Below are 20,757 nucleotides of genomic sequence, written 5' to 3' on the forward strand. Positions count from 1 at the left end.
GTGACTTCCGGCGTGACGACCGGCCGCACGCGCCGCGTCGGGACGACGACCGGGGCGACTTCCGCCGGGACGACCGGCCCCGCGGCCCCCGCCGCGACGACGACCGCGGCAACGACCGCGGTGGCTTCCGCCGCGACGACCGCCGGGACGACCGCCGGGACGGCGACCGCGGCGGGTTCCGCCGCGACGACCGGCGTGACGACCGCCGGGACGACCGTGGCGGCCGTAGGCCGTACGGGCAGGGCGGCGGCCGGGGCCGGGACGACCGGGGCGGGTTCCGGCGTGATGACCGGGGCGGCGACCGCGGCGGGTTCCGGCGCGATGACCGCCGGGACGACCGCCGCGATGACCGGCGGGACCGTGAGCCGATCAAGCGGCTGCCGATTCCCGACGACGTCACCGGTGACGAGATCGACAAGGACGTGCGGCAGGAGCTGCTGAGCCTGCCGAAGACGCTCGCCGAGGACGTCGCCCGGAACCTCGTCATGGTGGCGAAGCTGCTGGACGAGGACCCGGAGAAGGCGTACGGCTACTCCCGTGTGGCCCTGCGGCTCGCGTCCCGCGTCGCCGCCGTCCGCGAGGCGGCCGGCTTCGCCGCGTACGCGGTCGGCAAGTACAGCGAGGCGCTGGCCGAGTTCCGCGCCGCGCGCCGCATGACGGGCAGCGTCGAACTGTGGCCGGTGATGGCCGACTGCGAGCGTGGCATGGGCCGCCCGGAGAAGGCCCTCGCCATGGCCGGCGAGCCCGAGGTGCAGCGGCTGGACAAGGCCGGGCAGGTCGAGATGCGGCTGGTCGCGGCGGGTGCCCGGCGCGACATGGGCCAGACCGAGGCCGCCGTGGTGACGCTGCAGAGCTCCGAGCTGGCGTCCAACGCGGTGCACCCGTGGACCGCGCGGCTGCGTTACGCGTACGCCGACGCGCTGCTGGAGGTCGGCCGCGAGGGCGAGGCACGCGAGTGGTTCGCCAAGGCGCTGGAGGCCGACCAGGGCGGTACGACGGACGCCTCGGACCGGCTCGCCGAGCTGGACGGCGTGGAGTTCACCGACGCGCTGGCGGACGAGGACGACGAGGACCAGGGCGAGGACGCGGTCGAGGCCGAGGCCGAGACCGAGGCTGAGGCTGAGTCCGCGGCCGACGCCGGCCAGCGGGACGACCTCCAGGACCGCACCGAGACCGTGGCCGAGACCAAGGTCGAGGACGACGCCGAGGTCACGGACGAGGACCAGCCCGACGCCGAGGAGAAGGCCGAGGAGAAGGCCGTCGGCCAGGACGCCGAGGCCAAGCCCGCCGCCCCCGCCGTGCCCACGTTCTCCGACGCGGGCGGCGCCGCCGGCGAGCCCGGCACCCCGGACGCCGGCACCGACCGCGACGCCGACAAGTAAGTACCGGCGCCGACCTTCCGGCGCCGCGGCGGAGCAGTGAAGAAGAGGGCGGGAACCCACCGGGTTCCCGCCCTCTTCGTGTTCCGTGCCGCCCGCCCCGGACCGTCGGGGCGGGCGGCGGGTCCGGCCGGCCGCTGTCAGCGGACGGCCGGCCGGTACCGCGGTGTCACGCCACCGCGGTGGTCTCCGCGGCCCCGCCCGGGGCCGTGCCCGGGGCGAAGCGGGCGATCGGGTTCTTCAGGTTGCCGATGAGCTGGAGGGCGCCCGCCGGGTCCTGGAGGTTGACCATCTCCTTGTTGTTGCGCAGCTGGAGACGGTTCAGGCAGGAGAGCGCGAACTCCTCGGCGAACATGTCGTACTGGGCGAACTTGTCCGCGAGCTCGGGCGTGGCCGCCTGGTACTCGGTGACGCACTCGGCGACGGTGCGCCAGAAGGTGTCCTCGTCCATCAGGCCCTCGGCGACCAGGATGCCGTTGAGGAAGCGGAAGAAGCAGTCGAAGACGTCGGTGAAGATCGACAGCAGCTTCTTGTCCTCGGGCACGTCGGCGCGGATGCGCTCGACGGCCGGCGGGAGGACCGCGTCCGGGTCCATGACCGCGATCTCCTCGGCGATGTCCTTGTAGATCGCGCGCTGCACGGTGCCGTTCTCGATGACCAGGATGACGTTCTCGCCGTGCGGCATGAACACCAGGTCGTAGGCGTAGAAGCTGTGCAGGAGGGGCGTGAAGTAGGCCCGGAGGTACTTCCGGAGCCAGTCCACCGCGCTCAGGCCGGACTCGCGGATGAGGGCGCCGGCGAAGGAGGCGCCGTCGCGGTCGGTGTGCAGCAGCGAGGCCATGGTGGCGAGGCGCTGGCCGGGGGCCAGGGACGGCACCGGGCTCTCGCGCCAGAGCGCGGCGAGCATCTTGCGGTACGGGGAGCCCTTGGTGGTGGCCTCCTCGTACTGGCGGTGGTGGTAGCCGATGGCGGCACGCTCGCGGATGATCGTCAGGCCGGTGCCGCTGAGCACCGGGTCGCTCTCGATGAGGCCGGCCAGCCAGTCGTTGATGGCGGGGGTGGCCTCCATGTACGCGGCGGAGAGGCCGCGCATGAAGCCCATGTTGAGGACCGAGAGGGCCGTCTTGACGTAGTGCCGCTCGGGGTTGCTGTGGTTGAAGAAGGTCCGGATGGACTGCTGCGCGAGGTACTCGTCGTCGCTCTCGCCGAGGCAGACCAGGCGCTGCTGGGCGACCTCGGCGGCGAAGGTGACGGAGAGCTTGTTCCACCACTGCCAGGGGTGGACCGGCAGGAGGAAGTAGTCGGCGAGGTCCAGGCCCTGGGCCGACATGGTCTCCGCGAAGCGGGCGAGTGTCGCCTCGCCCAGTTCGGCGCGCATGAGGGAGTCGTAGTCCAGGCCGGCGCCGGAGGTGAAGGTGGCGCGGTCGCGGCGGGCCGCGAGCCAGAAGAGGCGTACCGGGGCCGCGGCCTCGGGGGCGTACTGGCGGTACTCGTGGATGCCGAAGCCGAGGCGGCCGTTGTTGGCCACGAAGCAGGGGTGGCCCTCGGTCATGCCGGTCTCGATGTCCTGGAAGCCGGACTTGGCGAGCACGTCGGCGGGGACGTGGTCCTTGGTGAGCTTGTACGCGGTGCCGGCGAGGGTGGAGCTGATCTCCTCCAGGTAGACCGGGAGGATCTCGTCGCTGAGGCCGAGGGCGCCGCGCAGTTCGATGAAGAACTCGACGGCGTCGAGGGGCAGGTCGGTGTCCTCGCGGTGGCGGGTGATCGAGTCGGCGTCGATCTGCCAGTGGTCGAGGGTGAGGACCTGCGCGTCGAAGCGGTACTCCACGGTGCCGTCGTCGCTGCGGACGGAGTAGCGGCCGTCGAGCAGCGGGCGGGGGGTGAGGAGGCGTTCGTGGGTGAACTCCGCGAGGGCCTTGCGGATGAGGAGGCGGCCGGCCCGGTCCCAGAGCTCGGGGGTGAGGTGGGCGACGGCGTCGCGGGGGTCGGTGGCGGCGTTCATCGGGTGGTCACTCCTATCGCCGCAAGGTACTGCTCGCGGGTGCAGGTGCTGAGGTAGGCGTCCTTCTCCGGCTTGGCGATCTGCCGGACGATCTCGAAGCCGACGGCTTCGTTGAGGGCGTGGACGGCCTTGTTGTTCACATCGGGCTCGACGACGACGCGGGCGGTCGCCGGGTCGTCGAAGAGCATCGCCATGACGGTGGTGATGACGGCTTTGGTGAAGCCGTGCAGGGGGGTGTCGCTGGGCGCGGTCAGGAAGTGCATGCCGACGTCGCCGGCCTGCGGCTCGTAGAGGCCGACCAGTTCGACGTGTGCCGGGTCGTAGCGCTCCATGAGGAAGGCGGGGCGGCCGTTGTGCAGGCCGATGTACGCGTCGTGGTGCTCGTTCGCGTCGATGGCCTTGTACTCCCGCTCGACGTCGGCGAGGGAGGCCTCCTGCATCATCCAGAAGGTGGCTTTGGGGTGCGTGACCCAGCCGTGCAGCAGCTCGGCGTCCTGCTGGGGGTCGAGCCGCCGGACGGCGAACTCGCCGAGTGCGGGGTCGGTGCGGGTGTAGAGGATGTCGGTGGTGGCGCTGTTCTGGTCGCTCATCGGACGATGCCTTCCGGTGCTCCGAATTCCTGGAACGCGATGGTCTTCTCGACCGCGTAGGGCTGGCGGCCGAGCATCTCGGCGATGATGTACGCGTTGCGGTAGGGACCCATGCCCAGGTCGGGCGAGGTGATGCTGTGCGTGTGCACGCCGGCGTTCTGCAGGAAGACGCCCTGGCCGCTGTGGTCGATGCTGTAGTTGCGTGCGACGTCGAAGCGGCCGTGGCCGTCCAGCCGGATGCGGTCCTTGACCGGGGCGAGGAAGTCGGGGATGGCGTAGCGGTAGCCGGTGGCGAGGATCAGGCCCTGGGTCTCCAGGGTGAAGTCCTTCTCCTGCTCCTCGTGGCGCAGGCCGAGCGTGTACGTGCCGGTGGCCTCGTCGTAGGACGCGTCGTTGAGCGCGGTGTTGGTGAAGAGCCGGGTCTGGACCGGGCCCTTGAGGTTCTTCTGGTAGAGCAGGTCGAAGATCGCGTCGATGAGCTCCGAGTCGATGCCCTTGAAGAGACCCTTCTGCTGCGACTCCAGGCGGTAGCGGGTGGCCTCGGGGAGCGAGTGGAAGTAGTCCACGTACTCGGGGGAGGTCATCTCCAGCGTGAGCTTGGTGTACTCCAGCGGGAAGAAGCGCGGGGAGCGGGTGACCCAGTTGAGCTTGTAGCCGTGGACGTCGATCTCGGAGAGCAGGTCGTAGTAGATCTCCGCTGCGCTCTGGCCGCTGCCGACCAGGGTGATCGAGTCCTTGGCCTGGAGCGCTTCCTTGTGCGGCAGGTAGCGCGAGTTGTGGATCAGGTCGCCGCCGAGGTCCTGGCAGGCCTCGGGGACGTACGGCGGGGTGCCGGTGCCGAGCACGAGGCGGCGGCCGCGGTGGGTGCGCCGCTCGCCGGTGGCCAGGTCGGTGCCGTGGACGAGGTAGACCTCGGCCTCCTCGTCGTACTCGACGGAGTCGACCCGGTGGCCGAAGCGGACGCTGCTCAGCTTGGCGGCGGCCCAGCGGCAGTACTCGTTGTACTCCTCGCGGAGCGGGTAGAAGTTCTCGCGGATGTAGAACGAGTACAGCCGGCCGGACTCCTTCAGGTAGTTCAGGAAGGAGTACTCGCTGGTGGGGTCGGCCAGGGTGACCAGGTCGGCCATGAACGGCGTCTGGAGGTGGGCGCCGTCGAGGAACATCCCCGAGTGCCACTCGAAGTCGGGCTTGGACTCCAGGAAGAGGCCGTCGAGTTCGGCGAGGGGCTCGGTCAGGCAGGCCAGCCCGAGGTTGAACGGCCCGAGGCCGATGGCTATGAAGTCGTGTTCGGTCGTGGCGTGCGGGGTGTGGGAAGGCACGGGGTCTCCGGTGGGGACGGTCAGTGAGCGCTGGTGAGTTCCGGGGTGGCCTCGCGGGCGAGGCGGGAGCCGGCGTGCTCGGCGATCAGGTCGAGGACCGTGGCGATGTCGCCAAGGGTGGTCTCGGGGTTGAGCAGGGTGAACTTGAGGTAGTGGCGGCCGTCGACGACGGTCGAGGCGATGACGGCCTCGCCGGAGGCGGCGAGCGCCTCGCGGGCGTAGAGGTTGAGGCGGTCGACGGTCTCGGGGTCGGTTTCGCCCTCGGGGACGTAGCGGAAGACCAGGGTGGACAGCCGGGGCCGGGTGACGACCTCGAAGCGGTCGTCGGTGTCGAGGAGTTTCCAGCCGTCGGCGGCGCGGTCCACGACGTCGTCGAAGAGCGCGCCGAGCTGGTCGGCGCCCATGATGCGCAGCGTCATCCAGAGCTTGAGCGCGTCGAAGCGGCGGGTGGTCTGGAGCGACTTGTCGACCTGGTTGGGGATGCGCTTCTTGGCCATCCGCTCCGGGTTGAGGTAGTCGGCGTGGTACGTGACGTGCCGCAGGGTGGTGCGGTCGCGGACGATGACGGCGCTGGAGCTGACCGGCTGGAAGAAGGACTTGTGGTAGTCCACGGTGACCGAGTCGGCGTTCTCGATGCCGTCGAGGTAGGCGCGGCGCTTGGAGACCAGCAGCCCGCAGCCGTACGCGGCGTCGACGTGCATCCAGACGCCTTCGCGGGCGCAGAGCGCGGCGATCTCGGGGAGCGGGTCGATGGAGCCGAAGTCGGTGGTGCCGGCGGTGGCGACGACGGCCATCGGGATGAGGCCCTCCTCGGCGCACCGGGTCAGCTCCTTCTCCAGCGCGTCGGTGCGCAGCCGCTTCTCCTCGTCGACGGGGATCGCGATGACCGCGTCGGGGGTGAGGCCGAGGAGGGTGGCGGCCTTCTCGATGCTGAAGTGGCTGACCTGGGAGGTGAGGATGCGCAGCCGGGTGCGGATGTCGGTGTCGTCCAGCTGCGGGTGCTCCTCGCGGGCGATGCGGCGGGCCTCGTCCCGGGCGAGCAGCATGGCCTGGAGGTTGGACTGGGTGCCGCCGCTGGTGAAGACGCCGTCGGCGCCGTCGCCGAAGCCGATGCGGCCCGCGGTCCACTCGATGAGGCGCTGCTCGATGAGGGTGCCGCCGGCGCTCTGGTCCCAGGTGTCCAGGGAGGAGTTGACGGCGGAGAGCACGGCCTCGCCGACCACGGCGGGGATGACCACCGGGCAGTTGAGGTGGGCGAGGTAGCGCGGGTGGTGGAAGTAGACGGCGTCGCGGAGGTATATGTCCTCCAGCTCGTCCAGGGCCGCGGCCGCGTCGCCGAGCGGTGCCTCGAGGTCGATGTCGCGCACCGCGGGGGCGAGCCGGTCGGCGGTCATACCGGTGAAGGGACGGTCCGTGGCGGCGAGTTTGGCGGCCACCCGGTCGACGCCGTCCCGCACCGCGTCGCGGTAGTACTGGACCGTGGTGTCGTTGAGCAGGTGGCTCTTGCTGCCGGTGAGGGCGGAAGCAGGTGCCTGCGACGGGTCCTCGGCTGTGGGCACGAGGAAAGTCATGAACGTGTCCTCCCTGGTACGGGCATGGCCCGCGCTGGACGGGTGGGGAAGCCCCCCGTCCCGTCGACTGGTGAGGTTAGCCTAACCTAACCGCGTTGCCGAGTGGGCAGGGGGTACTCAGGGAGGTCCGCGTGCAGGGTGCAGGGGCCGTACGGCCCGGCGTCTCAGGCGTCGTCGAGCGTGCGGAGCACCAGCCCGGTCGCCGGCTTCGGCCCGAACGAGGTGGACTTGCGCGGCATCGTCACGCCCTGCGCGGCCAGCTGACGGACCGTTTCCTCGTCCACCGCGCGCATCAGCACCGCCGTGCCGCCGTGCTTGGCCGCCTGCCCGAGCGCCGCTTCCGTGTCGTGGATGTAGCGGATGCCGTCCGGGTGGTCGGGAATCCGCCACACCTCGTCCAGCAGAACGGAGTGCAGAACGGTGGCATCCAGCCGCCGCCACGCCTCCGGACGGTCGGTGCGCACGGTCCGTGCCAGCAGCTCCGGATCGGGCCGGTCCAGCAGCCGGAAGCCCTCGTCCGTACCCGAGGCGAGCAGGAAGGCGGTGCCTTCCGCTTCGTCCAGCGCCGCCAGCGCCGCCGGCAGCGGCCCGGGCACCTCGCGCACGCGGAAGGACCCGTTCAGCTCCGCCACCGCACGCTCCGGCGGCAGATGCGGCAGCACCCGGTGGATCGCCCGCACCCGCAGCGGATAGCGCGCGGTGTCGACCAGCAGCACCAGACCGCTGGACCACGGCGAGCCGGCCCCGGCGCCGTGCTCCTCGGCGAGCCGCTGGTACGTCGCCCAGCGGTGATGCCCGTCGGCGATCAGCGCCTGCCGGGACGCGAGGTCCGCCGACACCTCCGCCAGCTCGGCCGGGTCGGTCACCGCCCACAGCCGGTGCGCGAAGCCGTCCTCCGTCGTGGTGGCGAGCAGCGGCGGCCGCTCCGTGGCACGCTCGATCACCGCGGTGGCACCGGTCGCCGTGCCCTCGCCGCGGTAGGACAGCAAAAGCGGCTCGAAGTTTGCGGCAGCGGCCCGCATCAGCGCGGCCCGGTCCTCGACCACCTCGGGGATCACGTCCTCGTGCGGCAGCACCGGGCCGTCCAGTGACAGGGCCCCGATGATGCCGCGCTGCAGCACGTCCCCCTTGCGCTGCTCGTACACGTACAGCGCCGGCTGCGGATCGGGCGTCAGCACGCCCTCCGCACGCCAGCGGGCGAGCGTGTCCGCCGCCTTGCGGTGCCGGGTCGCCGGGTCGATGGCGTGCGGCAGGATCAGCCGGACGATGTTGTACGGATCGGCGGTCTCCAGGTGCCGGACGCCGTCGGGGCGGACCACCACGTCGTAAGGGGGCGAGGTGACCGCGGTGAGACTGCTCACCCGGTGGGGTGCGTAGCGCAGTCCGCGAAAGGTGTGCAGGCTCAGGCCGTCGGTGCTGGTCATTGGCAAATGCTATGCCGGTCGGGGTGGTGCGGGATGATCGGGGGAGAGGCGCGAAGAGGCGCGAAAAAGCCTTTTGCGCACGGTATGGATCGTTAAGGAGCTGGACGGCATGGACGAGCGGGTACGCACCCGGCCCGAGGGCAGCGCACGGGCGCTGAGCGAGGCGTACGACACGGCGCTGCTGGACCTGGACGGCGTCGTGTACGCGGGCGGCTCGGCCATCCCGCACGCCGTCGAGTCGCTGACCACCGCACGGGACGGCGGGATGCACCTGGCGTACGTGACGAACAACGCGGCGCGCACCCCCGACACCGTCGCCGCGCAGCTCTCCGGGTACGGCCTGCCGACGGAGGCGGGCGACGTCGTCACCTCCGCGCAGGCGGTGGCCCGGCTGATCGCCGATCAGGTACCGGCGGGCGCGAAGGTGCTGGCGATCGGCGGCGAGGGGCTGAGGGTCGCACTGCGCGAGCGCGGCCTGGTGCCAGTGGACTCCGCCGAGGACGGCCCCGCCGCCGTGGTGCAGGGGTACGACCCCAAGCTGAACTGGGAGCAGCTGGCGGAGGCGGCGTACGCGGTCGGCCGCGGCGTGCCGTGGTTCGCTTCCAACACCGATCTGACGATCCCGAAGGAGCGCGGCATCGCGCCGGGCAACGGCGCGCTGGTGGAGGTCGTACGCATCGCCACCGGCGGCACCCCGCAGGTCGCCGGCAAGCCGCAGCCGCCGATGCACCGCGAGACCGTGCTGCGCACGGGCGCGAAGCGGCCGCTGGTGATCGGCGACCGGCTGGACACCGACATCGAGGGCGCGTTCAACGGCGGCGTCGACTCGCTGCTGGTGCTCACCGGCGTGACCACGGCCGCCGAACTGCTCGCCGCGCCGCCGCAGCACCGCCCCACGTACGTGGACGCCGACCTGCGCGGCGTCCTCGGGCCGCAGCCGGCGGTGACGCCTGCCGACGGCGGCTTCCGGTGCGGGGGATGGGTCGCCTCGGTGGCCGAGGACGTGCTCGTACTCGATGGCGAGGGCTCCCCTCTGGACGGGCTGCGGGCGCTGTGCGCGGCGGCCTGGACGGCGGCCGGGGACGGCCGGTGCACCGCCGACGCCGGGAAGGCGCTGGCCCGCACCGGTCTGTAGCGGGCAGGCGAAGGGGCCCCGCCGGCGCTCGGGCCGGCGGGGCCCCGCGTCGCGTCAGTCCTGCGAGGCGGCGGCCGTCAGCTCGGCGAGCAGCTGCTCCTCGCTCGCGCCGCGCCGCCAGTAGCCGGTGAACTTCACGGCCCTGCGGTCGAAGCCGCGCTCCTTGACCAGGTGCCGGCGGAGCGCCTTGACGGTGCCGGACTCACCCGCGATCCAGGCGTACGGGACGCCCTCGGGCAGTTCGGCGGCGCGCACCGCGTCCACGACACGGTCCGTCCGGTCAGCCGTCGACTCCTCGCGCACCAGCCAGGTGATGTCGGCGTCGGCGAAGGTGGGCAGCTCCTGGCGGTCCGCCGCGTGGCCCACCTCGATCCAGACCTTGGCCTTGGTGCCGGGCGAGAGCCATTCCAGGATGCCCGCGATCGCCGGCAGGGCCGTCTCGTCGCCGCTGAGCAGGATCCAGTCGGTGCCCTGCGGCGGGCGGAAGTCCACGCCGCCGTTGTCCTCGACCACCGGGCCGAGGATGCTGACCCGGTCGCCGGGGCGGGCCGTCGCCGCCCAGCGGCCGGCCGGTCCGGAGGCGCCCTCTTCCGCGCCGTGCAGCGCGAAGTCCACGTCCAGCTCGGGCTCCGGCAGCCGGCGCTGCGCGCGCACCGTGTAGGTCCGCATGATGCTGCGCTCGGCCGGGTCCTGCACGCGCCAGGCGGCGTACCAGCCGTCGCCCTGGTCGTCGAAGACCGGGACGGTCTGGTGCGGCTGGGGGAAGAAGAGTTTCACCCGCTGGTCACGGCCGCCGGTCAGCAGCTCCGCGAGGCGCGCGCCGCCGAAGGTGATCCGGACCATCGAGGGGCCGAGCCTGCGGGTGCGCACGACGGAGAGGTCGAAGAAGCGGAACGGGGCGGTCGCCGGAGCGGCGGTCGTGGTCATGCGGGGGAAACCTCCTCTGGGTGGAGTGGCGGGGGCCCGGCGGGCGGTGCCGGGCCCCGGTGCCTCAGCTGACCTTCTTGGCGTCCTCGATGGCCTTGGCGAGGTTCTCGACGAGCGGGGCTGCGCCCGCGTAGGAGAAGCGGGGCTCGCTGGACCAGGGGGTGATCTGGTCCGCCTTGACGGCGGGCAGCTTCGCCCAGGCCGGCTTGGCGGCCAGGTCCTTGGGCTGGAGGGTGGCGGTGCGGTTGTCGAGCAGCAGCACGTCCGCCTTGTACTTGTCGGCGTTCTCCCAGCTCAGCGACTCGAAGTAGCCGCCCTTGTCCAGGTTGTCGGGGACGATCATGTCCACGCCGAGGGACTTGAAGTACATGAGGTCGGCGTTGATGCCCGGGTTGGACGCGTAGAAGAGGTCCGGGCTGCCGGAGCAGGCGAGCACCTTGACGGGGTTCGACTTCGCTGCGGCGCGCAGCCGGGCGGCGGCCTTCTCGAAGCGGGCCTTGGCGTCGGCGACCTTCTGGGCCTTCAGGTCGGCGCCGAGGGACTCGGCCAGGTCGGCGTACCGCTCGATGATCTTGTCCAGCGGCTTCCGGGAGGCGGTGATCGCCACGCTCTTGGCGAGCTTGGTGATCTTGTCCTTGCTCTCGTCCGGCACGAACCACAGCGCACCCGGCTCGTACATGTTCGTCACGAGCAGGTCGGGGCCGAGCCCGGCGTACTTCTCGACGTTGAACTGGCCGTAGGCGTTGCCGATGATGGTGACCTTGGAGATGTCCAGGTCGCCGGCCTGCGGGTCGGCCTTGCCGTTCTTGAGCTTGGTCGGTCCGAAGACACCGACGATCTGGTCGTCGATGCCGAAGTCGACCAGCGCCGCGGCGGTGCCCGTGAAGGCGACGATGCGCTGTGGCACAGTCTTCAGCGAGACCTTCTTCTTGCGGTCGTCGGTGAAGCTCCAGGGGCCGCCCTTGCTCGCGCTGCCGGCCGGTCCCGAGGCCTTCTCGCTGCCGCAGGCGGCGAGCAGGGCGCCGACGCCGACGGCCCCGCCGGCGGCCAGCAGACCGCGTCGGGACAGGGAAGGTCTGGGGATGATGCTCATAGGGACGCACTTCTCTCTGGGGTGGGCCTGATGAGGGGCAGCGAGGTTAGGCTAACCTAAACCGCGTGTTGGTCGACAGCCCCCCTGAAGCAGCCACCGCGCCCGTGGTGCCCCGACGACGGCAGGCCACCCGCTCCGCGGGTCTCCTCGCCGCCCTCTGCCTCCTCGCGGTGATCGCCGTCCTCGGTATCGCCGTCGGCTCCAAACAGATACCCCTGGCCGATGTCTGGCACGGCGTCACCCAGTACTCCGGCACCGACACCGACGTGATCATCCGCGACGTCCGGCTGCCCCGCACCTTGCTCGGTCTGCTCGCCGGCGCGGCCCTCGGCCTCGCCGGCGCCGTCATGCAGGCGCTCACCCGCAACCCGCTCGCCGACCCCGGCGTCCTCGGCATCAACGCCGGCGCCTCGGCCGCCGTCGTCTCCGGCATCACCTTCTTCGGCGTCACCTCGCTGACCTCGTACGTGTGGTTCGCCTTCGCCGGCGCCGCGCTCGTCTCCGCCGCCGTCTACATCCTCGGCGGCACCCGCAGCGCCACGCCCGTCCGGCTCGCGCTCGCCGGCACCGCGCTCACCGCCGTCCTCACCGGCTACCTCAACGCGGTCAACCTCATGAACACCGCGTCCCTGGACAAGATGCGCTTCTGGACGGTCGGTTCGCTCGCCGCCGCCACCACGCCCACCGTCGAGAAGGTCGCCCCCTTCATCGCAGCCGGCACGCTGCTCGCGCTCCTGGTCGCCCGGCCGCTGAACGCCGTCGCGCTCGGCGACGACCAGGCCCGCGCCCTCGGCGCCAAGCTCACCCGCACCCGCGTCGCCGCCATGGCCGCCGTGACCCTGCTCTGCGGCGCGGCGACCGCCGCCTGCGGGCCGATCGTCTACGTCGGCCTGATGGTGCCGCACGCCGTACGCGCGATCACCGGCCCCGACATGCGCTGGATCCTGCCGTACTCCGCGGTCCTCTCGCCGGTCCTGCTGCTCGGCGCCGACATCCTCGGCCGGGTCGTGGCCCGCCCCGGCGAACTCCAGGTCGGCATCGTCACGGCCGTCATCGGCGGCCCGGTCTTCATCCATCTCGTACGGCGACGGAAGATGGCACAGCTGTGAGCACTCCCACCAAGACCTCCCCGCGCCCGGCCGTGAAGGCCCTGCGCATCCCCGGCGGGCTGTCGGTGCGGATCCGCCCCAGGGCCGTACTGACCGGCGTGCTGTTGCTCGTCGTGGCGCTCGCCGCCGGCGTCCTGCTCATCGGCACCGGCGACTTCCCGATGTCCTTCGGCGACGTCCTCACCACCCTCGGCGGTGGCGGCAATCCGGGCCAGGAACTGATCGTCAACGACCTGCGGCTGCCCAGGGTGCTGGTCGCACTGCTGGTCGGCGCGTGCTTCGGGCTGGCGGGCGCGGTCTTCCAGACCGTCACCCGCAACCCGCTCGGCAGCCCCGACGTGCTCGGCTTCGCGCAGGGCTCCTCCGTCGGCGCCCTGGTCGTGATCGTGTACTTCCAGGGCTCCACCGTCGCCATCGCGGGCGGCTCGGTGGCCGGCGGCGTCCTCACCGGCATCGCGATCTTCCTGCTCGCCTGGAAGCGCGGCGTGCACGGCTACCGCTTCGTGCTCGTCGGCATCGGCGCCGCCGCCATGCTGTACGCCATCGTGCTGTACCTGATGACCAAGGCGAACATCGTCGAGGCCACCCGCGCCACCACCTGGATGACCGGCTCCCTCAGCGGCCGCGACTGGGACCAGGTCTGGCCGCTGGCCGCGGTCTGCGTGATCCTGATCCCCGTGATCCTGCTCTGCGGCCGCCCCCTGGCCATGCTGGAGATGGGCGACGACTCGGCCGCCGCGCTCGGCGTGCGGACCGGCGGAGTCCGCGTCATCGCGCTGCTGGCCGCCGTCGTCCTGACCGCGTCCGCCACGGCCGCCGCCGGGCCCATCGCCTTCGTCGCGCTCACCGCGCCCCAGCTCGCCCGCCGCCTCACCCGCGCCACCGGGCCCAACCTGCTGCCCGCCGCGCTCATGGGCGCCGTGCTGCTGGTCCTCGCCGACCTCGCCTCGCAGCGCATCTTCGGCGCCGACCAGCTCCCGGTCGGCGTGGTCACCGGCGTCCTCGGCGGCGGCTACCTGCTGTGGCTGCTGGCAGGCGAGCGCAAGGCGGGCCGGGTATGACCGGCCCCCAGCCGGGCGGCCCGACCGCCACCACCCCGCATCCGACCGGCCGTACCACCCCCAGGAGAGCCGAAGTGAGCCGTCTCGCGGCGCAGAACGTCACCCTCGCCTACGACCAGCGGGTCATCGCCGAGAACCTCTCGGTCGAGATCCCGGACAACTCGTTCACGGTCATCGTCGGCCCCAACGCCTGCGGCAAGTCCACCCTGCTGCGCGCCCTGTCCCGGATGCTCAAGCCCAAGGCCGGCTCGGTCCTGCTGGACGGCTCCGCCATCTCCTCCCAGCCCGCCAAGAAGGTCGCCCGCACCCTCGGCCTGCTCCCGCAGTCCTCCACGGCCCCCGACGGCATCACCGTCGCCGACCTGGTCTCCCGCGGCCGCTACCCGCACCAGGGACTGCTGCGCCAGTGGTCCGACGAGGACGAGCGGATCGTCCAGGAGTCCATGGACGCCACCGGCGTCGGCGAGCTGGGGGAGCGGTACGTCGACGAACTCTCCGGCGGCCAGCGGCAGCGCGTCTGGATCGCCATGGCGCTCGCCCAGCAGACCCCGCTGCTGCTCCTGGACGAGCCCACCACCTACCTGGACATCCAACACCAGATAGAGGTGCTGGACCTCTGCGCCCAGCTGCACGAGGAACAGGGCCGCACGCTCGTCGCCGTACTCCACGACCTCAACCACGCCGCGCGCTACGCCAGCCACCTCATCGCCATGCGCGGCGGCGAGGTCGTCGCCGAGGGCGCCCCGGCCGACGTGGTCACCGCCGACCTCATGGAGCGGGTCTTCCGGCTCAAGTGCCAGATCATCGACGACCCGGAGACCGGCACCCCGCTGATCGTCCCGGCGGCGCGCACGCCCCGGAAGGCAGCGGCGGTCTGATCCGCGAGGGCGGCGGCCGGGTCACAGCAGCGTGCGCAGCCGCAGCAGGTCGCGGAAGCCGGCCTCCAGCTTCACCCGGCCGCTGCCCCAGGCCCGCGCGAAGTGCAGCTCGCCGTCGACCAGCGCGACCAGGTCGTCGCCGGTCATGGCGAGCCGGATCTGGGCCTTCTCGCGTGGCGGGCCCGGCACGGCGGTGACGTCCTTGAGGGTGCCGTTCACCAGGCGCCCCACGAAGGTGACGTCCAGGTCGGTGATGCGGCAGCTGAGCGAGCGGTCCAGCGCGGCGGCACCGCGCACCGCGCCGTCCGCCGTCGTCGACAGGTTGTGCGCCAGCCGGCCGAGGGCGGCGCGGCACTCTTCGAGGGAAGCCATCGACAGGGACGATACGCCGGACCGCACCGGCTCGTCCGCCGATGGCGCACCGGTTCACGGTAGCGTCGGGGGCATGGAAGAGCCGACTCCCGGCGCCGAGCGGCCGGAACCGCAGCCCGAATCCGCCCCGGCAGCCCCGCGGCCCGCCGGCCCCGGCGAGCCGGGCGGTCCCGCAGAGCCCGTGGGTTCCGCCGAGCCGGGCGGTCCCGCAGAGCCCGCCGGTTCCGGCGAGCCCGGCGCCGACGCGTCCGACGCCGGCGGCCCGCCCCCCGAGCGGCCCGCGGGACCGGAGCCGCTGGGCGTGCCGGTCACCCCCACCGGGCACGCCGACGTGGACGAGCGTCTGGCCCGGCTGGCGGACGTCGACCACCTCGCCGTCAGCGGCCATCTCCCGGTGTACGAGGATGTGCACCGGGGGCTCCGCGACACGCTGGCCTCCCTGGACCAGCAGCCGGGGCCCCGCCCCGCAGCACGGAACGACCTCAGGAGCTGAACCCCAGGTGGCAGGTGTGGCACGACGCCGACTCGATGCGGAGCTGGTGCGCCGCAAGATGGCCCGCTCCCGCGAGCACGCGAGCCAGCTGATCGCCGCCGGGCGGGTGACGGTCGGCGGACAGCCGGCCAGCAAACCCGCCACCCAGGTCGAGACCAGCGCCGCGCTGGTCGTCCGCGCGGACGAGAACGACCCGGACTACGTCTCGCGCGGCGGCCACAAGCTGGCCGGCGCGCTGACCGCCTTCGTACCCAAGGGCCTGAAGGTCGAGGGCCGCCGGGCGCTGGACGCCGGCGCCTCCACCGGCGGCTTCACCGACGTCCTGCTGCGCGCGGGCGCCGGGCACGTCGTCGCCGTGGACGTCGGCTACGGGCAGCTGGCCTGGTCGCTGCAGAGCGACGAGCGGGTCACCGTCAAGGACCGCACGAACGTCCGCGAGCTGACGCTGGAACAGATCGACGGGGTGCCCGCCGACATCGTCGTGGGCGACCTCTCCTTCATCCCGCTCGGCCTCGTCCTGCCCGCGCTGGTCCGCTGCTCCGCGCCGGACGCCGACCTGGTCCTGATGGTCAAGCCGCAGTTCGAGGTGGGCAAGGAGCGCCTCGGCAGCGGCGGCGTGGTGCGCAGCGCCGAGCTGCGGGCCGAGGCGGTGCGTACGGTGGGGGAGCGCGCGGCGGAGCTCGGACTCGGCGTGCTGGGGGTCACCGCGAGCCCCCTGCCCGGACCTTCCGGCAACGTCGAGTACTTTCTGTGGCTGCGCGCCGGTGCGCCTGCCCTGGACCCGGCGGATGTCGACCGTGCAGTGGCGGAGGGGCCCCGTTGACCACTTCTGGAACGTCCGAAGCACCGCAAGAACCGCAAGAACCGCAGGCGCCGCGCGCCCGAGCGGAGTCCGTGCCCGCGCCCGTACCGCTCGCCGATCAGGGCCGTACCGTCTTCCTGCTCGCCCACACCGGCCGGGCGGCGGCCGTGCGCAGCGCCGAACTGGTCGTCCAGGGGCTGCTGCGCTGCGGGATCGGGGTGCGCGTCCTGGCGGCCGAGGCCGCCGACCTGCCGCTGCCGGACTCCGTCGAGCAGGTGGCCAGCGAGCAGGGCGCGGCCGAGGGCTGTGAGCTGCTGGTCGTGCTGGGCGGTGACGGGACGCTGCTGCGCGGCGCCGACTTCGCCCGTACCTCCGGCGTCCCGATGCTCGGCGTCAACCTCGGCCGGGTCGGCTTCCTCGCCGAGGCCGAGCGGGACGACCTGGACAAGGTCGTGGACCGGGTGGTGACCCGCTCCTACGAGGTCGAGGAGCGGATGACCCTCGACGTCCTGGTCCGCAACAACGGCACGGTGGTGCACACCGACTGGGCGCTGAACGAGGCGTCGGTGGAGAAGGCGGCGCGGGAGCGGATGCTGGAGGTCGTCACCGAGGTCGACGGCCGCCCGGTCTCCCGCTTCGGCTGCGACGGCGTGGTCTGCGCGACGCCCACCGGCTCCACCGCCTACGCCTTCTCGGCCGGCGGCCCGGTGGTCTGGCCGGAGGTCGAGGCGCTGCTGATGGTGCCGATCAGCGCGCACGCGCTGTTCGCCAAGCCGCTCGTCACCTCCCCGGAGTCGGTGCTGGCGGTGGAGGTCCAGCCCAAGACGCCGCACGGCGTCCTGTGGTGCGACGGCAGCCGCTCGGTGGAGCTGCCCGCGGGCGCCCGCGTCGAGGTCCGGCGCGGCGCGATCCCGGTCCGGCTGGCCCGGCTGCACCACGCCTCTTTCACCGACCGCCTGGTGGCCAAGTTCGCCCTCCCGGTCGCCGGCTGGCGCGGGGCGCCGCACTAGGCGCGGCGGGCAGTACGGGGACGCGGACGCAGGTGCGACCGCCGCCCGGACGCATACGGGGCAGCGGTCGTACGCATGTGCCCCGTATGCCGGTCCCTCGCGGGGCGCCGCGCGCGTACCAAGATGGGACTTTCCCGGCGGTTCCGTACCGGTTCCGGGGCCGTGCGCAGGGATGACGCGGGGACGGCCGTCGCGGGGCGGCCCCCGGACCTCGTATGGTCGTACCCGTGTTGGAGGAGATGCGGATCCGGTCCCTGGGCGTCATCGACGATGCCGTCATCGAGCTGTCCCCCGGTTTCACGGCGGTGACGGGCGAGACGGGCGCGGGCAAGACGATGGTCGTCACCAGCCTCGGCCTGCTGCTCGGCGGGCGCGCCGACCCCGCGCTGGTACGGATCGGCGCCAAATCGGCCGTCGTGGAGGGCCGGATCACGGTCGGCCCCGACACGCCGGCGGCGGTCCGCGCCGAGGAGGCCGGCGCCGAGCTGGACGACGGCGCGCTGCTCATCAGCCGCACCGTCTCCGCCGAGGGCCGCTCACGCGCACACGTCGGGGGACGGTCCGTACCGGTCGGACTGCTGGGGGAGTTGGCGGACGACCTGGTGGCCGTGCACGGCCAGACCGACCAGCAGGGCCTGCTGCGGCCCGCCCGGCAGCGCCAGGCCCTGGACCGCTACGCGGGCGACGCCGTCTCCGTCCCCCTGGAGAAGTACACCGCCGCCTACCGCAGACTCCGCGACGTGGCCACCGAGCTGGAGGAGCTGACCACCCGGGCCCGCGAGCGCGCCCAGGAGGCGGACCTGCTCCGCTTCGGCCTGGAGGAGATCGCCGCCGTCGAGCCGCAGGCCGGCGAGGACGTCGAGCTGGCCGCCGAGGCCGAGCGGCTCGGCCACGCCGAGGCGCTGGCCTCCGCCGCCTCCGCAGCGCACGGGGCGCTCGCGGGCGACCCGGAGGACCCCGAGGGCGTCGACGCGACGACCCTGGTCGCCGGGGCGCACCGGGCGCTGGAGGCGGTCCGCAGCCACGACCCGGCGCTGGCCGGGCTCACCGACCGGCTCGGCGAGATCGGCATCCTGATGGCCGACGTGGCGGGCGAGCTGGCCAGCTACGCCGACGGGCTGGACGCCGACCCGCTGCGGCTGGCCGCCGTCGAGGAGCGCCGGGCCGCGCTGACCGGACTCACCCGCAAGTACGGCGAGGACATCACGGCCGTGCTCGCCTGGGCCGAGGAGAGCGCGGCGCGCCTCGCCGAGCTGGAGGGCGACGACGACCGGATCGGCGAGCTGACCGCCGAACGCGACGCGCTCCGCGCCGAACTGGGCGACCTGGCGCAGGCGCTGACCGACGCGCGCACCGCGTCGGCCGAGCGGTTCGCCGCCGCCGTCACCACCGAGCTGGCTGAACTGGCCATGCCGCACGCCCGGGTCAGCGTGGAGATCCGGCAGACCGAGGTGCCCGAGGACGCGGACGGCGTCGAGGTCAACGGCCGGAACGTGGCGTACGGCCCGGCCGGCGCCGACGAGGTCGAACTGCTCCTCGCCCCGCACCCCGGCGCCCAGCCCCGCCCGATCGCCAAGGGCGCCTCCGGCGGTGAGCTCTCCCGCGTGATGCTCGGCATCGAGGTGGTCTTCGCGGGCTCCGACCCCGTGCCGACCTACCTCTTCGACGAGGTGGACGCGGGCGTCGGCGGCAAGGCGGCGGTGGAGGTCGGCCGCCGGCTCGCCCGGCTGGCCCGCTCCGCGCAGGTCGTGGTCGTCACCCACCTCCCGCAGGTCGCCGCGTTCGCCGACCGGCAGCTGCTGGTCGAGAAGACCCACGACGGCTCGGTCACCCGCAGCGGCGTCACCGTCCTGGAGGGCGAGGACCGCATCCGCGAACTCTCCCGCATGCTCGCGGGCCAGGAGGACTCCGAGACCGCTCGCGCGCACGCCGAGGAACTGCTGGCGACGGCGAGGGACGGCCGGTGAGCCGAGGGGGCGCGGCGCGCCTCGCGGTGCTGCTGACCGCGGCCGGCGCCGCCCGCGCCGCGTACGCCGGGTTGCGGCGGCGGCCACCGGGCGGCGGCGCCCGCTGGCAGCGCAAGAACTACGCGGGCCGCGGCGTCGACCTGTACGGCGGCCCGGCAGCGGCGCTGGGCGCTGCGGCCGCCGTCGCGGCCTCGCCCGGACTGCCCGCCCGGGCCCGTGCCGCGGGCGCGCTGGCCGTCCTGGCGGCGGGCGGCTGCGGCGCGTACGACGACGTGGCCGGTGCGGGCGACCCCCGGCGCGGTTTCCGCGCGCATCTCTCGGCGCTGCGCGACGGCGAGGTCACCAGCGGCGCGGTGAAGCTCTTCGGCATCGGCGCCGCCGGGCTCGCGGCGGGCGCGCTGCTGAAGGACAGACCGGCCGACAAGGTACTGGCCGGCGTGGTGATCGCGGGCTCGGCCCATCTGGTGAACCTGGTGGACGTACGCCCCGGCCGGGCCGCCGGCGTGGTCGTCGCGCTCGGCGCCCCCGGACTGCTGCGCCGGGGCCCCGGCGGCGTGCCGGCCGCGGCCCCCGTGGGTGCGGCGGCCGCGCTGCTCGCCGACGACCTCCACGAGCGCACCATGCTCGGCGACACGGGCGCGCACGCGCTGGGCGCGGCCCTCGGCCTCGCGGTCGTCGCCGCCAACGGACGGGCGGGCCTGCTGGCGCACGCCGCCGCGCTGACCGCGGCGGCCGTCGCCGGAGACGGCGTCAGCCGCGCGGCGGCGGGCGGCGTCCTCGTCGGGTAGCCGCGGCGCGCTGCGTACGTGGCACGCCGTCCCGGTCCTTCCGCGCCCGCCCGGAACGACCGCAGGGGGCGGGGTTTGTCCCCCATGTGAGTGGTCCCGGCGGGCCCCGGACGCGCAGCCGCAGCACAACGGCTTGTCATCGGTGCCGCACGGACGGCACGGGCTGGCATCCTGGGCGCAGCGCTCCCGCCCGCCCCCACGCTCGCCGCCGACCCAGGAGCCCCCGCACTCGTGAGCAGTACACCCGTCCCGCCGCCCGCGCCCCAGCTGCGCACGGTCCAGGTGCTGGGCCGCGGCAGCGCCGGCAGCGCCGCCCATGTGCATGCGCTCTCGGCCGGGCTCGTGGCGCGCGGGGTGCGGGTGACGGTGTGCGCCGCGCCCGAGGCCGAGGACACCTACGGCTTCACGGGCGTGGGCGCCGGCTTCGCACGGATCCCGCCCCGTACGGACCCCGCGAGCATCACGGCGCTCCGCACCGCCTGCGCCGACGCCGACCTGGTCCACGCGCACGGCCTGCACGCCGGGCTGCGGGCCTCCCTCGCGCTGCGCGGCAGGCGCGTCCCCCTCGTGGTCACCTGGCACACCAAGGTGCACAGCGAGGGCGCGCGGGCCCAGGTGACGCGCCTGCTGGAGCGCCGGGTGGCGCGGGCCTCGGCTGTGGTGCTCTGCTCCTGCGCCGAACTGGTCGGCCGGGCCCGTGAACGCGGCGCCCGCGACGCGCGCCTGGCCCCGCCGGCCGGGCCGCGCCCGCGCGGCGAGGAGGAGTACGCGCGGGAGCTGGCGCGGCGCGAGAAGCGGCGCGCCGAACTGGGCGCGCTGGGACGGCCGCTGCTGCTC

Annotated in this window: 19 protein-coding genes; 11 read left to right on the top strand and 8 right to left on the bottom strand. The window is 73.4% G+C overall.

The annotated features are described in order from the left end of the window. Nucleotides 1–368: 368 nt before the first annotated feature. Nucleotides 369–1,382, top strand: a complete 1,014-nt coding sequence (locus C3486_RS32750) for a hypothetical protein (protein WP_374936954.1) — start codon at nt 369–371, stop codon at nt 1,380–1,382. Nucleotides 1,383–1,548: 166 nt separating this feature from the next. Here the strand turns inward: C3486_RS32750 and C3486_RS32755 are convergent, their stop codons facing one another. From C3486_RS32755 to C3486_RS32775, 5 genes are all read right to left on the bottom strand, one after another. Next, complete coding sequence (locus C3486_RS32755; RefSeq protein WP_103836502.1) at nt 1,549–3,381, bottom strand: IucA/IucC family siderophore biosynthesis protein; 1,833 nt, start codon at nt 3,379–3,381, stop codon at nt 1,549–1,551. Further along, the gene (locus C3486_RS32760) at nt 3,378–3,971 is read right to left on the bottom strand and encodes a GNAT family N-acetyltransferase (protein WP_103836503.1); all 594 of its coding nucleotides are present in this window, start codon (nt 3,969–3,971) and stop codon (nt 3,378–3,380) included. Before C3486_RS32760 ends, C3486_RS32755 begins: the two co-directional genes overlap by 4 nt. Then, a complete protein-coding gene (locus C3486_RS32765) occupies nt 3,968–5,290 on the bottom strand; it encodes a lysine N(6)-hydroxylase/L-ornithine N(5)-oxygenase family protein (RefSeq protein ID WP_103836504.1) in 1,323 nt (440 codons plus the stop codon). Before C3486_RS32765 ends, C3486_RS32760 begins: the two co-directional genes overlap by 4 nt. 20 nt (nt 5,291–5,310) lie before the next feature. Beyond that, nucleotides 5,311–6,861: an aspartate aminotransferase family protein gene (locus C3486_RS32770; protein WP_103836505.1), complete on the bottom strand. Its 1,551-nt coding sequence runs from the start codon at nt 6,859–6,861 to the stop codon at nt 5,311–5,313. 164 nt (nt 6,862–7,025) lie between these two features. Beyond that, on the bottom strand, nt 7,026–8,285 hold the full coding sequence (locus tag C3486_RS32775; protein ID WP_103836506.1) for a DUF1015 family protein: 1,260 nt from the start codon (nt 8,283–8,285) through the stop codon (nt 7,026–7,028). 109 nt (nt 8,286–8,394) lie between these two features. On the opposite strand from C3486_RS32775, the gene C3486_RS32780 reads away from it, so the two are divergent. Beyond that, the gene (locus C3486_RS32780; protein ID WP_103836507.1) at nt 8,395–9,420 is read left to right on the top strand and encodes an HAD-IIA family hydrolase; all 1,026 of its coding nucleotides are present in this window, start codon (nt 8,395–8,397) and stop codon (nt 9,418–9,420) included. 54 nt (nt 9,421–9,474) lie between these two features. Here C3486_RS32780 and C3486_RS32785 read toward each other — a convergent pair whose 3' ends face one another. Both C3486_RS32785 and C3486_RS32790 read right to left on the bottom strand, forming a co-directional pair. Continuing rightward, nucleotides 9,475–10,347 (bottom strand): siderophore-interacting protein, encoded by an 873-nt coding sequence (locus C3486_RS32785; protein ID WP_103836508.1) that lies wholly within the window; start codon nt 10,345–10,347, stop codon nt 9,475–9,477. Nucleotides 10,348–10,411: 64 nt separating this feature from the next. Then, nucleotides 10,412–11,440 carry an ABC transporter substrate-binding protein gene (locus C3486_RS32790; protein ID WP_103836509.1) on the bottom strand — a complete coding sequence of 343 codons (1,029 nt, stop codon included), beginning with the start codon at nt 11,438–11,440 and terminating at the stop codon, nt 10,412–10,414. A gap of 65 nt (nt 11,441–11,505) precedes the next feature. On the opposite strand from C3486_RS32790, the gene C3486_RS32795 reads away from it, so the two are divergent. Genes C3486_RS32795 through C3486_RS32805 form a run of 3 tightly spaced genes read left to right on the top strand, consistent with a single transcriptional unit; the run spans nt 11,506 to nt 14,488 of the window. Then, nucleotides 11,506–12,549: an iron ABC transporter permease gene (locus tag C3486_RS32795; protein WP_181138772.1), complete on the top strand. Its 1,044-nt coding sequence runs from the start codon at nt 11,506–11,508 to the stop codon at nt 12,547–12,549. Next, the gene (locus tag C3486_RS32800; RefSeq protein ID WP_181138773.1) at nt 12,546–13,610 is read left to right on the top strand and encodes an iron chelate uptake ABC transporter family permease subunit; all 1,065 of its coding nucleotides are present in this window, start codon (nt 12,546–12,548) and stop codon (nt 13,608–13,610) included. Before C3486_RS32795 ends, C3486_RS32800 begins: the two co-directional genes overlap by 4 nt. Beyond that, nucleotides 13,571–14,488 (top strand): ABC transporter ATP-binding protein, encoded by a 918-nt coding sequence (locus tag C3486_RS32805; RefSeq protein ID WP_374936953.1) that lies wholly within the window; start codon nt 13,571–13,573, stop codon nt 14,486–14,488. The genes C3486_RS32800 and C3486_RS32805 overlap by 40 nt, the downstream gene beginning before the upstream one ends. A gap of 21 nt (nt 14,489–14,509) precedes the next feature. On the opposite strand, the gene C3486_RS32810 is transcribed toward C3486_RS32805, so the two are convergent. Next, on the bottom strand, nt 14,510–14,860 hold the full coding sequence (locus tag C3486_RS32810) for a sterol-binding protein (RefSeq protein WP_103836512.1): 351 nt from the start codon (nt 14,858–14,860) through the stop codon (nt 14,510–14,512). A 73-nt stretch (nt 14,861–14,933) separates the two neighbouring features. Between C3486_RS32810 and C3486_RS32815 the strand changes: the two genes are divergently transcribed. The 6 genes from C3486_RS32815 to C3486_RS32840 form a co-directional block, all read left to right on the top strand. After that, the gene (locus C3486_RS32815; protein WP_103836513.1) at nt 14,934–15,353 is read left to right on the top strand and encodes a hypothetical protein; all 420 of its coding nucleotides are present in this window, start codon (nt 14,934–14,936) and stop codon (nt 15,351–15,353) included. A gap of 7 nt (nt 15,354–15,360) precedes the next feature. Continuing rightward, complete coding sequence (locus tag C3486_RS32820; protein ID WP_103836514.1) at nt 15,361–16,176, top strand: TlyA family RNA methyltransferase; 816 nt, start codon at nt 15,361–15,363, stop codon at nt 16,174–16,176. A gap of 71 nt (nt 16,177–16,247) precedes the next feature. Beyond that, on the top strand, nt 16,248–17,165 hold the full coding sequence (locus C3486_RS32825; RefSeq protein WP_103836515.1) for an NAD kinase: 918 nt from the start codon (nt 16,248–16,250) through the stop codon (nt 17,163–17,165). Between the two features lie 215 nt (nt 17,166–17,380). Next, nucleotides 17,381–19,132 (top strand): DNA repair protein RecN, encoded by a 1,752-nt coding sequence (gene recN / locus C3486_RS32830; RefSeq protein WP_103836516.1) that lies wholly within the window; start codon nt 17,381–17,383, stop codon nt 19,130–19,132. Next, nucleotides 19,129–19,920 (top strand): hypothetical protein, encoded by a 792-nt coding sequence (locus tag C3486_RS32835; RefSeq protein WP_103836517.1) that lies wholly within the window; start codon nt 19,129–19,131, stop codon nt 19,918–19,920. Before recN ends, C3486_RS32835 begins: the two co-directional genes overlap by 4 nt. Nucleotides 19,921–20,151: 231 nt before the next feature. Further along, a partial coding sequence (locus C3486_RS32840) for a glycosyltransferase (RefSeq protein ID WP_146075105.1) occupies nt 20,152–20,757 on the top strand: 606 nt, incomplete at its 3' end.

This window comes from Streptomyces sp. Ru73, from assembly GCF_002920575.1.
Taxonomy (GTDB): Bacteria; Actinomycetota; Actinomycetes; order Streptomycetales; family Streptomycetaceae; genus Streptomyces.